The sequence below is a fragment of the Amycolatopsis sp. NPDC004378 genome (genome assembly GCF_053602455.1).
In genome coordinates this window covers 236,512-251,325 of sequence record NZ_JBSGDR010000009.1, presented here as the reverse complement: position 1 = coordinate 251,325, position 14,814 = coordinate 236,512, and the positions used below count along the sequence as shown (strand labels likewise).

The following is a 14,814-nucleotide window of genomic DNA, read 5'->3' as shown; positions in this document are numbered from 1 at the left end:
CAGGCTGCCGCCCCGGCGGCCCGGATCCCCAGACCGTGCGTCACGACCTGACCGTGACAGGTGTCAGGGGTATCCGGGGCCCCGGGGTGTTCAGCAGCCGATCAGGCGCGCGGCCAGGTACGACTCCAGCTTGTCGATCGCGATGCGCTCCTGCGACATCGAGTCGCGCTCGCGCACCGTGACGGCCTGGTCCTCGAGCGAGTCGAAGTCCACCGTGACGCAGTACGGCGTGCCGATCTCGTCCTGGCGGCGGTAGCGGCGGCCGATCGCCTGGGCGTCGTCGAAGTCGACGTTCCAATGCTTGCGCAGCGTCGCCGCGACGTCCTTCGCCTTCGGGGTCAGGTCTGCGTTGCGCGAGAGCGGCAGCACCGCGACCTTGAACGGCGAAAGCCGCGGGTCGAGCTTCAGCACCACGCGGGTCTCGACCGTGCCCTTGGCCGTCGGCGCCTCTTCCTCGTGGTAGGCGTCGACGAGGAAGGCCATCATCGACCGGCCGACGCCCGCCGCGGGCTCGATCACGAACGGGCGGTAGCGCTGCCCGGCCGCCTGGTCGAAGTACGACAGGTCCACGCCCGAGTGGTTCGAGTGCGTGGTCAGGTCGAAGTCGGTCCGGTTGGCGATGCCTTCCAGCTCGCCCCACTCCTGGCCCGCGTTGAACGCGAACCGGTACTCGATGTCGACGGTGCGCTTCGAGTAGTGGGAGAGCTTCTCCTTCGGGTGCTCGTAGTGGCGCAGGTTCTCGGCCTTGATGCCGAGGTCCGTGTACCACTCCGTGCGCTGGTCGATCCAGTACTGGTGCCAGGTCTCGTCCTCGCCCGGCTCGACGAAGAACTCCATCTCCATCTGCTCGAACTCGCGCGTCCGGAAGATGAAGTTGCCCGGCGTGATCTCGTTGCGGAACGACTTGCCGATCTGGCCGATGCCGAACGGCGGCTTCTTCCGCGACGTCGTCTGGACGTTGAGGAAGTTCACGAAGATGCCCTGCGCCGTCTCCGGGCGGAGGTAGGCCAGGCCCTCTTCGGACTCCACCGGGCCGAGGTAGGTCTTCAGCATCATGTTGAAGTCCCGCGGCTCGGTGTACTTGCCGCGCGTGCCGCAGTTCGGGCAGGGGACGTCGGACAGGTCGTCCTCGGTCGTCTGCTTGCCGCTGCGCGCTTCGTACTCCTCGGCCAGCTGGTCGGCGCGGAAGCGCTTGTGGCACGACAGGCACTCGATCAGCGGGTCGGTGAACACGTTGACGTGCCCCGAAGCCACCCACACCTGGCGCGGCAGGATCACCGACGAGTCGAGGCCGACGACGTCGTCCCGGCCCTGCACGACCGTCTTCCACCACTGGCGCTTGATGTTGTCCTTGAGCTCGACCCCGAGCGGCCCGTAGTCCCACGCCGAGCGGGTACCGCCGTAGATCTCCCCGCTGGGGAAGACGAAACCACGGCGCTTGCACAGGCTGACTACGGTATCGATGGTGTTCGTGGGCACTCCACGCTCCGGAAGCATGCGGGGACGGTTATCGGACTAGAACCTCAAGGGTATCCGCCGGTGCCCACGTCTTTTCGCGCAGGTTACGGCCGGGACACCAGCGACGCCGTGACGACCCGGTTGTCCTCGTAGCCCTCGCTGCCGCCGACGTACTCGCCACCGCAGGTGACCAGGAGCAGCTTGTGCGGCCCGTCCGGGTCGAACAGCTGCGCCGAGCGCCCGGCCAGCTCCGACTTGTGGATCGTCTCGGTCGCGTCGACGCGGTAGACCCAGGCGCCGCCCGCGGCGTCGGTCAGCTTGACCTCCTGACCCTGCTTGACCTGCCAAAGCTCGGTGAACGGACCCTTCTTGCCCTTCCAGTTCACGTGCCCGGACAGCAGCGCGACGCCGTGGTCCGCGCCGAGCTTCGCACCCCACCAGGCGGCCTCGTCGAGGCCTTCGGGGATCTTGAGCGCGCCGGCCTGGTCGAGGTCCTCCTGGACCAGCTCGGCGGTGCCGCCGCCGGGCAGGCTGAGCCGCACGGGCGCCTGTCCGGTGTCCCGCTGCGCCGGCCGGTCCGCGGCGGCGACGGGCGTGGTCGTGCCGTTCGCGACCGCGGGTTCATCCTTTCCGGTGAAGATGAGCAGGGTCGCGACGATCGCCGCGACCACGAACGCGCCGGCGACCCCGACGATCCACCAGCGGCCGGAGCCCTTCTTCCGCTCCGCCGGGTTCCGCTCCTGCATGCGCCTGTGCTCCTTCGCTGGTCGTGCCGTTGCGAAGACAGACATGCGGCGGCGGGCGCGGGAGGTTGCACCGAACCCGGCGCCGCGGCTGGTTCAGGCGGTGGGGCGGGTCACCAGCTTCGCCGTGACCAGGCGGTTCTCGTCGTAGCCCTCGGTGCCGCCGACGTAGTCGCCGCCGCAGGTCGCCAGGACCAGGCGGTGCGGGCCGTCCTGGCCGAACCACTTCGCGGCCTGCGCCGGCAGCGCCTCCTTCGGCAGCGTCACGACGTCGTACACGCGGTAGAGCCAGCGGCCGCCGCGCGCGTCGACCACGCTGATGTCGTCGCCGTCGCGCATGCGCCAGAGCTCGTCGAACGGCCCTCGGCGCCCTTCCCAGTTCACGTGCCCCGACAGCAGCGACGCCCCGTGCGCCGCGCCCAGCTTGGCGCCCCACCAGGCGGCGTCGCCGAGGCCGCGCGGGATCGGCAGCACGCCCTGGTCGGTCAGCTCGGTGCGGACCAGGCGGGCGGTGGCGCCGTCGGGCAGCCGGACCGTGCCCGGACGCTGCTGCGCGGCCGATTCGCTGTCCGCGGGCAGCACGGCCGGGGCCGCGTTCTCCCCCGGCAGCGAACCGGGCGCCGGGGCCGCGAGCGACGGCTGCTTGGGCGGCAGCCAGGTCAGCAGGATGACGCCGGCCGAGAAGGCGGCGACGGCCAGCGCCGCCGCGACAGCGGCCAGCCCGGTGCGCAGCACCTAGTCCGTCCCGGACTTGCGCCGCCTGCCGAGCAGCAGCGCGACGGCGGCGAAGAACACCCCGCCGAACAGCAGGCCGATGCCGAGCGGGACGCGCGAGCCGTCACTGCCGGTGTCGGGCTCGGCCGCGCCGAGGTAGCCGGCCGGGACCTGCGTCGGCACCGCGGCCTGCGTCGCGCTCGTGCCGCCGCCGGTGCCGCCGGCGTCCTTCGCGACGAAGCCCTTCGGGATCGAGCAGCTGACCCCGCCGAGCACGATGTTCGTCACGACGTCCTGCAACGCGGTGCCCGCCGCGTCCTTGACGTGCGTGGTGATCTCGACGTGCCAGCCGGCGACGGCGGTGTAGTCGCCGCCGCGCCAGCCGTCCTGGCGGATCAGCTGGTCGAACGCGGAGACGCGGGTCAGCCTGAGGTCGGACACCGAGGTGTCCTTGGACGCGTTCGTGATGTCGCCGGGCGGGCCCAGGCGCAGGTTCTTCAGCTCCAGGCCCGCGGTGCCGCCGGGCATCGGGACGATGCCGAGGCCGCCGCCCTGGCGCACCCACAGCCGGGTCACCGTCGAGGTACCCGTGAGCTTCGACGGCGCGGTGCAGTCGACCGACGTCTTCGCGCCCTCGAGCACGAGCACGGTGTTGTCGGTCGCGTTCGCCCCGCCGCGCGAGTTGTCGCGCAGCGCGTAGTTCGTCTCGGCGACGGCGGTGGGCACGGTGGTCGCCTGCAGCGCGGCGACGACGTTGTGGTCACGGATCGCGACGCCCGGCGGGTACGGGTTCCCGTTGGTGTAGTGGCCGAGGTCGATCTGGTAGTGCCCGCCGAAGGTGGCGCGCTCGCCGTCGTCCTTGGGAACCGAGACGCGGTCCGCGCCGAGCTTCGACTGGCCGGGCAGCAGCGGCGAGCGTTGCGTCTCGGTGATCAGGGCCCCGCCGGGCTGGCCCGCGCTCGAGATCCGGACGGACGCGACGTTCGCGAACGAAACCGGTCCGGTCTTCTCGTCGACCCCTTGCGCTTGGGCACCGGCCACCCCGGCTCCGACCAGCGGGAACAGCACGGCCGTCAGGACAGCCGCCTTCGTCACGAAACGGGTCATGTCTCCCCACTGCTCTGCTCGGGCGGGTCGTCAGCGTACGAGAAGCGACGAAACGCTCCGCGACAACCTTGCACCGTCGGCCACGACATGCGAAGCCGAAGAGGCAATTCCCCACGAACTCACCCGAATGGAGTAATACGACCGGCCGTAGCCCGTAGCCCCGGTGACGGAGCGGGGCGCGTCCCGGGGGAACACTAGGATGGGTGGCGCCGTTATCGGCAATGACTACGGAATTCATGTCGCGGCGACGAGGGTGGAGGCGGGTATGGCGACGGTGACCGGGGGCGGCGCCCAGCCGGGTCTCGCGGAGTGCGCGCCGGCGGTGGCCGCGGCACCGGCCCACCCGCCGTCGGCGGTCCTGAGCGACGCCGGCGACCTGCTGCGCGCGCTGGCGGCGCCGGTCCGGATCGCGATCGTGCTGCAGCTGCGCGCGGCCGACCGGTGCGTGCACGAGCTGGTGGACGCCCTCGACGTCGCGCAGCCGCTGATCTCCCAGCACCTGCGGGTGCTGAAGACGGCCGGCGTGGTCCAGGGCGAGCGGCGCGGCCGCGAGGTCGTCTACCGGCTCGCCGACGACCACCTGGCGCACATCGTCGTCGACGCCGTCGCCCACGTGCAGGAAGGAAAGTGATGACCCCCGCCGCCCAGCCCGCCGCACACCGCGGCCAGGCCCCGGTGCCCGGGCGCCGATCGACCCGCCAGCGGGCCGCGGTCGTCGAGTTGCTGAGCACCGTCGACGACTTCCGGTCGGCCCAGGAGCTGCACGACGAGCTGCGCAAGCGCGGCGACGGCATCGGCCTGACGACGGTGTACCGCACGCTGCAGTCCCTCTCCGAGGCCGGCGAAATCGACGTCCTGCGCACGGATTCGGGCGAAGCGATCTACCGCCGCTGCTCCGCGCACCACCACCATCACCTGGTGTGCCGCGTGTGCGGCCGCACGGTGGAGGTCGAGGGGCCCGCGGTCGAGCGGTGGGCCGAGAAGATCGCCGCCGAGAACGGCTTTTCGCAGATCTCGCACACGGTGGAGATCACCGGGACCTGCGCCGAGCACTGAGCCGCGGAGGCTCAGTATTCGTACGGGTCCTTCGGCGTGGGGACCGTCTCGATCGAAGACAGCGTGAAGTCCGGCGTGTAGCTGTTGTTCCTCGTCGCCGTTCCCGGCACCACCTGGCCGGTCACCTGGATCCACGCGTCGGTCGCCAAGTGGTCGGCTTCGCCGCCGCGGAGGTGGACCGTCACCGGGAACGCGTCCGCCGCGCAGCAGCTGATCACCAAGCGCGCCAACAACGTTGTGCCGTTCGTGTGCACGACGAAGCCCGTCAGGGAGATAGTGCGGCCGTTGAGCGTGCCCGCCGCGTCCCAGCCCGCGCGCGTGACGAACTCGTTCACCGGCAGCGGCACCACGGCGCCCGCCGGCAGCGGCGGGAAGGCCGCCGCGTTGGCCGCCGCCGCGCTCGCCGGGACCCGGGCCTCGGTGCGGATCACCGAGTCCGCGCCCAGCGCGGGCGGGGCCACCAGGAACACCGCCAGCACCGGCACCAGCAGCAGCCACGCGGGCCGGGCCGAGTGCGAGTGGCCGTGGTCCGGCCCGTCCGGCGCCGTGCCCGGCTCCGCCCCCGCCGCGACCTTCGCCCGCGCCGCCCGCAGGTCACGCGCGATCGCCACCACACCCAGCACCACCATCACCGCGCCACCCGCGATGACCCACGGCTGCTGCGCGGGCTTGACGTAGCGCAGGTAGTCGCCGTTCACCGCGATCTTGACCAGCGCGCCGCCGAGCAGGACCAGCAGGATGTTCTGCGTCTCGCGCCTCATACCAGCCCCACCACGAGCCCGGCCGCCACCGCGCACACCGCCGCCACCACGAAGGTCACCGGGGCGAACCGGATCGCGAACGACCGGCCGAACGTGCCCGCCTGCAACGCGAACAGCTTCACGTCCACCGCCGGCCCCACCACCAGGAACACCAGCTTCGGCAGCAGCGGCAACGCCGTCAGAGACGCCGCCACGAACGCGTCCGCCTCGCTGCACAGCGCCAGCACCACCGCGAGCACCGCCATCACCACGATGCCCAGCACCAGCTGGTCGCTGAGGACGCCGAACCAGCGCGCCGGCACCAGCACGTTCAGCGCCGACGAGATCAGCGCCCCCAGCACCAGGAAACCGCCTGCCTCCACCAGATCCGTGCGGGCCGTCTCCGCGAAGACGCGCCAGCGGTGGCCGTCGGAAACGTCCGGCAAGCGCCGCAGCGCGCGCTCGGTGATCCACTCGAGCTTGCCCCACCGGGCCCACAGCCAGCCCATCACCATCGCCGTCGCGAGCGAACCCGCGAAGCGCGCCACGACCATCTCCGGCTTGCCCGGGAACGCCACCGCCGTGGCCACCAGCACCACCGGGTTCACCGCCGGCGCCGCCAGCAGGAACGTCAGCGCCGCCGCCGGGGCCACACCCTGGCCCATCAGCCGCCGCGCCACCGGCACCGAAGCGCATTCGCAGCCCGGCAGCGCGACGCCGGCCAGCCCGGCGACGCCGACCGCCGCCCCGGCCCGCCGCGGCAGCACCTTCTCCAGCACGCGGGCCGGCACGAACGCCGCGATCGCGCCGCTGATCAGCACGCCCAGCACCAGGAAGGGCAGCGCCTGCACGCAGACGGCGACGAACACGGTCGAGCCGGTGCGCAGCGCGGGCACGTCGAACGCCTGCTGCAGCCAGCCCTGGCCGAGGATCGCGACCAGCAGGATCGCGCACAGCACCTCGACCGAGCTGACCCGGAACCGCCGGGTCCGCCGCGGGTTGTCGGAAACGATGTTCACGACGGCGATGATGCCAGCCGGGTCCGGCAGCGAGAGCACCGCACAGCCGCGAACGGTCGAAAAGCGCCGGATTCCGGCGGGAATTCGCCGTTCGCGGCGAACCGGACAGCCCGTGTGGGTTACTCGCCGGGGGCGATTCCGGGCAGATCGGTCCGCAGCTGCGAGGCCGTCGACACCACGAGCATCAGCAACGTGCCGAGCGCCGCCTCGTCCAGCCCGGCCGCGGGGAAGGCGTACCGCAGCGTCACGTCGAGGCCGTTGTCCGAGTGGCCCACCCCGAGCGTGCCGAAGAGCCCCTGGCCCGCGCGCTCGGCGACCGCGACCGACAGCTCCGGGCGGTCCGGCAGGTCCCAGCCGACCACGCAGGTCAGCGAGAGCACGGTGAGCCCCTCGCCGAGCCGGGTGGCCTGGATGACGCACGGGACGTCGCCGTGCGAGAACGTCAGCGCACCGTCGTCGTCGACGCGCACTTCGAGGTAACGCTCGAGGGCGTCCTTCGCCTGCGTCAGCAGCTCCGCGGTCTCGGCCGCTTCGGTCGCGCTCATGACGACGCCTGGTCGACCGCGCCGCCGAAGCGGCGGTCCCGCTTCGCGAACTCCAGGCAGGCGCGCCACAGGTGCGTCCGGTCGAAGTCCGGGAACAGCGTGTCCTGGTAGACCATCTCGGCGTAGGCCGACTGCCACAGCAGGAAGTTCGACGTCCGCTGCTCGCCGGAGGGCCGCAGGAACAGGTCCACGTCCGGCATTTCGGGCTGGTACAGGTACTTCCCGATGGTCTTCTCGGTGACCTTGCCGGGATCGAGCTTGCCGTCGGCGACGTCCCGCGCGATCCGCTGCATCGCGTCGCCCAGCTCGGCGCGGCCGCCGTAGTTGACGCACATCGTCATGTTCAGGGCGGTGTTGTGCTTGGTCTTCTCTTCGGCCGCCTGCAGTTCCTTGATCACCGACGCCCACAGCTTCGGCCGCCGCCCGGCCCAGCGGATGCGGACGCCGATCGAGCCGAGGTAGTCGACCTGACGGCGGATCGTGTCGCGGTTGAAGCCCATCAGGAACCGCACCTCTTCGGGGCTGCGCTTCCAGTTCTCGGTCGAGAACGCGTACACCGAGAGCCACTTGACGCCCAGCTCCACGGCGCCGCTCGCGACGTCGATCATCACCGCTTCGCCGCGCTTGTGGCCTTCGATCCGCGGCAGGCCGCGCTGGTTGGCCCAGCGGCCGTTGCCGTCCATGACCAGCGCGACGTGCTTCGGGACCAGCTCTCGCGGGATTTCCGGGGGCTTCGCGCCCGAGGGATGCGGATCCGGGGCCCGCAGCTCGTATCGCGACGCCTTGTTCTCGCGTCCCCTGCGCAGCACTGGGCGCCTCCCTGGGTGGTTGACCGATCAGGCCGACCCTACTGCCCGGGCTGCACCGCTTCCCGGGCGCGTCGCTCGACCAGGGGAAGCGACCGGAGCTGGCGCTCCAGATGCCACTGCAGGTGGGCCGCGACCAGGCCGCTCGCGTCGCGGCGGGTGCCGGCCAGGGTCGCCTCGGCCAGCGGCCATTCGCCGTGCAGGAGGGCGGTGAGCAGGTCCAGGACCTCGGGGGCGGGGTGCACGCAGCCGGGCACGCGGCAGTCCTGGCACATCGAGCCGCCGGCGGCGACGCTGAACGCGTTGTGCGGGCCGGGCAGGCCGCAGCGGGCGCATTCGGTGAGCGCGGGCGCCCAGCCGGCGTAGGACATCGCGCGGAGGAAGAAGGCGTCGAGCACCAGGGACGAGTCGCGCTCCCCCGCGGCGAGCGCGCGCAGCGCTCCGACGACGAGGAGGTACAGCTTGAGCACCGGCTCGCCCTCTTCGGCCGAGAGCCGGTCCGCGGTTTCGGCGATCGCGCTGGCCGCGGTGTAGGCCTGGTAGTCGGCGACCAGCGGCAGCTGGAACGCGTCGACGGTCTCGACCTGGGTGATGACGTCGAGCGTGCGGCCGGTGTAGAACTGCACGTCGACGTGGCCGAACGGCTCCAGCCGGGCCCCGAAGCGCGACGACGTGCGCCGCACGCCCTTCGCCACGGCACGGACCTTGCCGTGCCGCCGCGTGAGGAGGGTGACGATCCGGTCGGCCTCACCCAGTTTGTGCGTCCGCAGCACCACGCCGGTGTCGCGGTAGAGGTTCACCACCCCGACATCGTCCCACTCTCGGGCGATGCCGGGGTGGAGCGCCCCGCAGAACCGCGAGGATCAGCAGTAGTACCCGGAGCAGTAGCTGACGCTGGAGGCCGCCACGACCGCGATGATGATCCAGATGATCGCGAACACGCAGCCGAGCGCGCCGATGATGGAGGCGATGAGGCAGAGCGTCTTGGTCGTCTTCGACGCCTGCTCCGCCATCATGTAGTTGCCCTGCATCTTGTACGTCTGGACCTCGTTGGACTTCATGATCGCGAAGATCGCGAGGATCCAGCAGAGGAAGATGCAGCCGATCGCCCAGCCCTTGTAGTCCTTGATGGCGTTGATGTCGCCGCCACCACCGGGCATGCCGTAGCCCGGGGAGCCGAAGCCACCGGTGGCCGGCTGGCCGTACGGCGCGGGCTGGCCGTAGGGCGCGGGCATGCCGCCGGACGGCGTGCCGTAGCCGGGCTGCTGCGGCTGCTGGAAACCGCCGGACTGCGGCTGCTGGCCGTAAGGCGGCTGCTGCTGGCCGTAGGGATTGGTCATGAACTTGTACCCCAACTATTCGTGAACGTCCGCCGGGTCACCCGGCGGTGGTGCGCGGAAACGGCTTACTGCTGGTGCGGCGGCTGGTCGTTCGGCGGCTGACCGAACTGGCCCGGCTGGATCTTCTGGGTCGCACCGGCGTCGCCCTGGCCTTCGGGACGCAGCATCTGGGTGCGCTCGGCCTGCTCGTCGAACGCGGACCCGCCCCCGGCGGGGGCGTCCGGGCGGAGCATCTGGGTGCGCTCGACCTCGTCGAAGGGCGACCCGCCCGGCGGCGGGGCGAGCGGCTGGCCCGGCGGCTGGCCGAACCCGCCCGGCTGCGGCGGCTGACCCCCGGCCGGCGGCTGGCCGAAGCCCTGCGGCTGCTGCGGGAAGCCACCCGGCGCGGGCTGGCCGAACCCGCCGGACTGCGGCTGCTGCTGCGGGAAACCACCGGACGACGGCTGGCCGAACTGGCCGGGCTGCTGCCCCGGCGGCGGGTAGCCGCCGGGCTGCCCGAACGGCTGCGCGCCGGGCTGGCCGAACGGCGCCTGGCCGGGCACCGGCGAGGCTTCGCCGACCACGACGACCGAGTTGACGATCTTGTCGGCGAAGGTCTGGCTCTTGTCGTCCCACAGCGGCCACAGGTAGCCGATGTAGCAGGGCAGGCCGTCGACGATGTGGCAGATGTCGCGCAGGATGGCCGTGCCGACGCCGACCGGCTGCCCGGTCTGCTCGGCGACGAGCTTGATCCCGACGACGCGCTTGCCGAGCGACTGGCCGGTGTTGCCCTGCTGGATCCACCGGTTGTAGATGGTCCAGCCGAGGCCGACCAGGCCGCCGAGCCCGTAGAGGAGGAAGCCGATGCCCCGCGCGCCGGTGAACATGAGGATCACCGCGAGGAGGTAGATGACGAGCACCGGTGCCTGGTCGATGATCAGGGCGCCGGCGCGCTGGCCCCAGTTCGCGTAGTTCTGCGGTGCGCCGAAGGGAGTGCCAGGCTGGCCGAACGGGGCCGGCTGCCCGAACGGCGCAGGCTGCCCGTACGGGGGCGGCGCCTGGCCCGGCTGCGGCTGTCCGAACGGCTGCTGGCCACCGGGCGGCTGCCCGAAGGACTGCTGGCCGTAGGGATCGGTCATGTGGGTCTCCCCCTCGCTGGTCACTTCCCCGACGTCGCGGAACGGATCCGCCCTCATCGGTCCGGTCCGCGGGAGCGTACTCGCTCCGGTGACGGTCGCGCCTCCCAGGCATCCGCTGTCCGGGTGACCCGACCGCGGGTCCGACGCGAGGGGCGCGTTTCCGGTTCCCCTGCGTGATCGTTCAGACGCGCAGACCGGTGAACGGCGCGAACGGCAGGTTGCGGATGACGAACCAGACGACGAACACGACCGAAAACGCCAGCGGCGTCCAGCGCCAGTGCAGCCAGCTCGCGACGGCCCGGCCGCGCAGGCGTCCGACGGTCCACGCCGCGATGCTCCACACGAACAGGAGCACGACGACGAAGGACACGGCGTTGTAGTGGACGGCCGCGGGGATGTCGCCGTGCATCAGGCTGTAGGCCATCCGCAGGCCGCCGCAGCCCGGGCAGTCGATGCCGAGCAGGGCCTTGGTCGGGCAGACCGGCAGGAACCCGCCCGGCGTGGTCGGGTCGCCCGCCCAGACGACCGCGCAGCACACGCCGAGCCCGGCCACCACGGCGAGCGGCGGGCCCAGCGCCCGCAGCTTCGCCTTGGTGCCGTGCGCGGGGAATCCCGTGTAGACGGTCGTCGCCGTCACGGCGTGATCCGATCGGCGCTGACCCCGACGACCACGAGCATGACCACGATGAAGATGACGTAGAGCAGCAGGAGGATCCCGATCGAGATGGCCGACCACATCGCCCACTTGCGGGCGTCGTCCGCGGCCTTCTGCGCCTCGGCGTGGTAGCCCTGGAACCACAGCGAGCTCACCTGGCTGGACTTCACGATGGCGACGATGCCCAGCGGCAGGCAGCAGAGCACCGTGCTCAGGATCGCCCACACCATGTTGTTGTCCGGGGGCGGCCCGTAGTTCGGCGGTCCATAGCCGTAGCCGTAGCCGTAACCGGGAGGCGGCGGCCCGCCCGGGGGCGGGTACGGCGGCGGGTACTGGTCGGTCACCGGAATCCTCCTGCTGCTCGGCTACGTCAGTATGACGACGTGCTGAAGCCGAAGGTGAAGGCCCCGGCGACCACCAGGATGATGTACAGCACGCTGAGCGCGACACCCACGATCGCCGAGATGATCGCCCACTTCTTGGCGGCTTCGGACGCTTCCTGCGCGGCGGCCGTCTGCCCCTGCGCCCACAGGCTGTTGACCTGGGTCGACTTCACGATCGACACGATGCCGAACGGGAGGCAGCAGAAGATCGTGGTGAGGATGGCCCACACGAGGTAGTTGCTGGGCGGCGGGCCCGGCTGGTAGCCACCCGGCTGGCCGCCGGGGTAGTTCGGCTGCCCACCGGGGTAGTTCGGCTGGCCGCCGGGCTGGTTCGGCTGGTCGCCGGGGTAGTTGGGCATGCCCTGGCTGTCGGTCATGGTCGGTCGTTCCCCTTCGTCGTGCTCCCTGGACGACCACCGGGTTCGCCGCCGCCCCGATCGGCTGCGGTGTGGTCGAAGCCGCGACTGTAGGGGGCCGGAACGTCGCGTGCCCGGCGTTTGCTCCCGCCGCGACCGAATCGAGACCAGGAATTCGGCTGACGCTCCCCGGCCGGGTCAGAAACCCAGCCGGCGCAGCTGGCGCGGGTCGCGCTGCCAGTCCTTGGCCACCTTGACGTGCAGGTCGAGATAGACCTTCGAGCCGAGCAGCCGCTCGATGTGCCCGCGTGCGGTGGCACCGACCTCGCGCAACCGTTCGCCCTTGTGCCCGAGGATGATCCCCTTCTGGCTGGGGCGTTCGACGTAGAGGAAAGCGTGCACGTCGATCAGGTCGTCGCGGCCTTCGCGGGGCAGCATCTCCTCGACGGTGACGGCGATCGAGTGCGGCAGCTCGTCGCGGACGCCTTCCAGCGCCGCCTCGCGGATCAGCTCCGCGACCAGGGTCTGCTCGGGTTCGTCGGTGAGCTCGCCGCCCGGGTAGAGCTGCGGGCCCTCGGGCAGCCGCTCGACGAGCAGCTTCGCCAGCGTGTCGACCTGGAAACCGTCCACTGCGGACACCGGGACGAGCTCGGCGAAGTCCATCACTTGCTGCAGGGCAAGCAACTGTTCGGCGACCTGCTGCGGCTGCACGAGGTCCGTCTTCGTGACGATGCCGACGACGGGGGTGCGCTTCGCGATCTTCTGCAGCTCGGCGGCGATGAACCTGTCGCCGGGGCCGATCTTTTCGTTCGCCGGCACGCAGAGCCCGATGACGTCCACTTCGGACCACGTGGCGTGCACGACGTCGTTGAGCCGCTCGCCGAGCAGCGTGCGCGGGCGGTGCAGGCCGGGGGTGTCGATGAGGACGAGCTGGGCGTCCTCGCGGTGCACGATGCCGCGGATGGCGTGGCGCGTGGTCTGCGGCTTGCTGGAGGTGATCGCGACCTTGGTGCCGACGAGGGCGTTGGTCAGCGTCGACTTGCCCGCGTTGGGACGGCCGACGAAGCAGGCGAAGCCGGAGCGGTGCTCGGTCATCGCTCGAGCACCTTGAGGACTTCGCCGTCCGGGGCGGCGAGGATGATCGGCGCGTACTTCGCGATGTCGCGAACGGCGTGCACCGACGCCTCCTTGAGCAGGCCCTCCTCGGAGACGACGGCGGCGGCCTCGATGCCTTCGGCGCCGCTGGAGAGCGCGGCGGCGACCGCGGCCTGGAGCGCGGTGAGCTTGAACGACGGCTGGTCGACCGTGCCCGCGGCGTAGGTGCGGCCGTCGGTGTCGCGGACCGCGGCGCCCTCGGGGGCCTGGATGCGGGCGCGCGAGGACCGCGCGAGGGTGACCAGCTTCTGGTCCTCCGCCTCGAGGTCAGGCATGTTCGACGCTCCTGTCGCGTTCGTCGGGGTGGGGCAGGCGCGTGCGGCGGCGCGCGGTCCGGTCGGCCGGGTCGGTCATCGCCTCGGCGTCGGCCGGGTGCACGACCACGGACGTGATCCGCATGCGGCCCCGCCGGTCCTTGCCCCCTTCGGCGAACAGCCGAAGGCCGGCGACCTCGGCTTCGGCCCCCGGTAGCGGGACCCTACCCAGTCGTTCCGCGAGCAGCCCGCCCACGGTCTCCACGTCGTGGTCTTCGAGGTCGAGGCCGAACAGTTCGCCCAGGTCGTCGACGCTCATCCGGGACGAGACGCGGACCGCGCCGTCGTCGAGCTCCTCGACCTCGGGGCGCTCGTCGGCGTCGGACTCGTCGGTGATCTCGCCGACGATCTCCTCGAGCACGTCCTCGATGGTGAGCAGGCCCGCGGTGCCGCCGTACTCGTCGACGGCGATCGCCATGTGGTTGTGCGAGCGCTGCATTTCCTTGAGCAGCTCGTCGAGGCGCTTCGAGTCGGGGACGAAGGACGCCTCGTTCATCAGCGTGTCGACGACCGTGCTCGACCCGTCCGGGTCCATGTACGCCGACATCAGGTCCTTGATGTTGACGACGCCGACGATGTCGTCGACGGACTCGTCGATCACCGGGAGCCGGGTGAAGCCGGTGCGCAGGGCGAGCGCGAGGGCCTGCCGGACGGTCTTGGTGCGCTCGATCCAGACGATCTCGGTGCGCGGCACCATGACCTCGCGGGCGACGGTGTCGCCGAGCTCGAACACCGAGTGGATCATCTCGCGCTCGGAGTCCTCGACGACGCCGCGTTCCTGGGCGAGGTCGACGAGCTCCCGCAGCTCGACTTCGGAGGTGAACGGGCCTTCGCGGAAGCCCTGGCCGGGCGTGATCGCGTTACCGATCAGGATCAGCAGCCGGGACAGCGGGCCGAGGACCGAGCCGAGGACGCGGACGGGCCCGGCGACGTAGCGGCCGATGCGGTACGGGTGCTGGCGGCCGAGGGTGCGGGGGCCGACGCCGATGAGGACGTAGCTGACCACGACCATGACGACCGCGGCGACCAGCACGGCGAGCCCGAGGGGCCGGATGCGGGTGCCGAGGGCCACGGTGACGAGCACCGTCGCGGTGAGCTCGCAGCCGAGGCGCAGCAGGAGCAGCAGGTTGATGTGCCGCCGTCGTTCGGCGACGACGGCGGAAAGGTGGCGCGCGCCGGGCAGCCCGAGCCGGGCGAGGCCGTCGGCCCGGGCCTGCGAGACGGTGCTGATGGCGGCGTCGGCCGCGGCGAACACGCCCGCGAGGAGCACGAGCGCGATCGCGAAGAGGAGCTGGACCATGGCTC

19 protein-coding genes are annotated in these 14,814 nt (G+C 71.5%); 2 read left to right on the top strand and 17 right to left on the bottom strand.

Annotated elements, in window-relative coordinates:
- Positions 1-90: 90 nt before the first annotated feature.
- The 4 genes from ACWEN0_RS26495 to ACWEN0_RS26480 form a co-directional block, all read right to left on the bottom strand.
- A complete protein-coding gene (locus ACWEN0_RS26495; RefSeq protein WP_451978809.1) occupies positions 91-1,479 on the bottom strand; it encodes a glycine--tRNA ligase in 1,389 nt (462 codons plus the stop codon).
- Between the two features lie 83 nt (positions 1,480-1,562).
- Positions 1,563-2,204 carry a class F sortase gene (locus ACWEN0_RS26490; protein ID WP_451978807.1) on the bottom strand — a complete coding sequence of 214 codons (642 nt, stop codon included), beginning with the start codon at positions 2,202-2,204 and terminating at the stop codon, positions 1,563-1,565.
- A 93-nt stretch (positions 2,205-2,297) separates the two neighbouring features.
- Positions 2,298-2,936, bottom strand: a complete 639-nt coding sequence (locus tag ACWEN0_RS26485) for a class F sortase (protein ID WP_451978804.1) — start codon at positions 2,934-2,936, stop codon at positions 2,298-2,300.
- A complete protein-coding gene (locus tag ACWEN0_RS26480) occupies positions 2,937-4,022 on the bottom strand; it encodes an LPXTG cell wall anchor domain-containing protein (protein WP_451978801.1) in 1,086 nt (361 codons plus the stop codon).
- A gap of 265 nt (positions 4,023-4,287) precedes the next feature.
- On the opposite strand from ACWEN0_RS26480, the gene ACWEN0_RS26475 reads away from it, so the two are divergent.
- Entirely contained in the window at positions 4,288-4,653 is a 366-nt protein-coding gene (locus ACWEN0_RS26475; protein ID WP_451978798.1) for an ArsR/SmtB family transcription factor, read from the top strand.
- Positions 4,653-5,078 carry a Fur family transcriptional regulator gene (locus ACWEN0_RS26470; protein WP_451978795.1) on the top strand — a complete coding sequence of 142 codons (426 nt, stop codon included), beginning with the start codon at positions 4,653-4,655 and terminating at the stop codon, positions 5,076-5,078. Before ACWEN0_RS26475 ends, ACWEN0_RS26470 begins: the two co-directional genes overlap by 1 nt.
- 11 nt (positions 5,079-5,089) lie before the next feature.
- On the opposite strand, the gene ACWEN0_RS26465 is transcribed toward ACWEN0_RS26470, so the two are convergent.
- The 13 genes from ACWEN0_RS26465 to ACWEN0_RS26405 form a co-directional block, all read right to left on the bottom strand.
- Positions 5,090-5,839 carry a TIGR03943 family putative permease subunit gene (locus ACWEN0_RS26465; protein WP_451978792.1) on the bottom strand — a complete coding sequence of 250 codons (750 nt, stop codon included), beginning with the start codon at positions 5,837-5,839 and terminating at the stop codon, positions 5,090-5,092.
- Positions 5,836-6,837: a permease gene (locus tag ACWEN0_RS26460; RefSeq protein WP_451978789.1), complete on the bottom strand. Its 1,002-nt coding sequence runs from the start codon at positions 6,835-6,837 to the stop codon at positions 5,836-5,838. The genes ACWEN0_RS26465 and ACWEN0_RS26460 overlap by 4 nt, the downstream gene beginning before the upstream one ends.
- A 119-nt stretch (positions 6,838-6,956) precedes the next feature.
- Positions 6,957-7,382, bottom strand: a complete 426-nt coding sequence (locus ACWEN0_RS26455; RefSeq protein WP_451978786.1) for a YbjN domain-containing protein — start codon at positions 7,380-7,382, stop codon at positions 6,957-6,959.
- Positions 7,379-8,191, bottom strand: a complete 813-nt coding sequence (locus ACWEN0_RS26450) for an isoprenyl transferase (RefSeq protein WP_451978783.1) — start codon at positions 8,189-8,191, stop codon at positions 7,379-7,381. Before ACWEN0_RS26450 ends, ACWEN0_RS26455 begins: the two co-directional genes overlap by 4 nt.
- Before the next feature lie 38 nt (positions 8,192-8,229).
- On the bottom strand, positions 8,230-8,991 hold the full coding sequence (gene recO / locus ACWEN0_RS26445; protein ID WP_451978780.1) for a DNA repair protein RecO: 762 nt from the start codon (positions 8,989-8,991) through the stop codon (positions 8,230-8,232).
- A gap of 60 nt (positions 8,992-9,051) precedes the next feature.
- Positions 9,052-9,528, bottom strand: a complete 477-nt coding sequence (locus ACWEN0_RS26440) for a CD225/dispanin family protein (RefSeq protein WP_451978777.1) — start codon at positions 9,526-9,528, stop codon at positions 9,052-9,054.
- Between the two features lie 65 nt (positions 9,529-9,593).
- A complete protein-coding gene (locus tag ACWEN0_RS26435; protein ID WP_451978774.1) occupies positions 9,594-10,646 on the bottom strand; it encodes an RDD family protein in 1,053 nt (350 codons plus the stop codon).
- Between the two features lie 181 nt (positions 10,647-10,827).
- On the bottom strand, positions 10,828-11,283 hold the full coding sequence (locus tag ACWEN0_RS26430) for a DUF2752 domain-containing protein (protein WP_451978771.1): 456 nt from the start codon (positions 11,281-11,283) through the stop codon (positions 10,828-10,830).
- Entirely contained in the window at positions 11,280-11,645 is a 366-nt protein-coding gene (locus ACWEN0_RS26425; protein WP_451978768.1) for a CD225/dispanin family protein, read from the bottom strand. Before ACWEN0_RS26425 ends, ACWEN0_RS26430 begins: the two co-directional genes overlap by 4 nt.
- A gap of 26 nt (positions 11,646-11,671) precedes the next feature.
- Positions 11,672-12,061 (bottom strand): CD225/dispanin family protein, encoded by a 390-nt coding sequence (locus tag ACWEN0_RS26420; RefSeq protein WP_451978765.1) that lies wholly within the window; start codon positions 12,059-12,061, stop codon positions 11,672-11,674.
- Positions 12,062-12,238: 177 nt separating this feature from the next.
- Positions 12,239-13,135, bottom strand: coding sequence for a GTPase Era (gene era / locus ACWEN0_RS26415; RefSeq protein ID WP_451978762.1), 897 nt, complete (start codon positions 13,133-13,135; stop codon positions 12,239-12,241).
- Complete coding sequence (locus ACWEN0_RS26410; protein WP_451978759.1) at positions 13,132-13,470, bottom strand: cytidine deaminase; 339 nt, start codon at positions 13,468-13,470, stop codon at positions 13,132-13,134. Before ACWEN0_RS26410 ends, era begins: the two co-directional genes overlap by 4 nt.
- Positions 13,463-14,809: a hemolysin family protein gene (locus ACWEN0_RS26405; protein WP_451978756.1), complete on the bottom strand. Its 1,347-nt coding sequence runs from the start codon at positions 14,807-14,809 to the stop codon at positions 13,463-13,465. Before ACWEN0_RS26405 ends, ACWEN0_RS26410 begins: the two co-directional genes overlap by 8 nt.
- Positions 14,810-14,814: the final 5 nt, after the last annotated feature.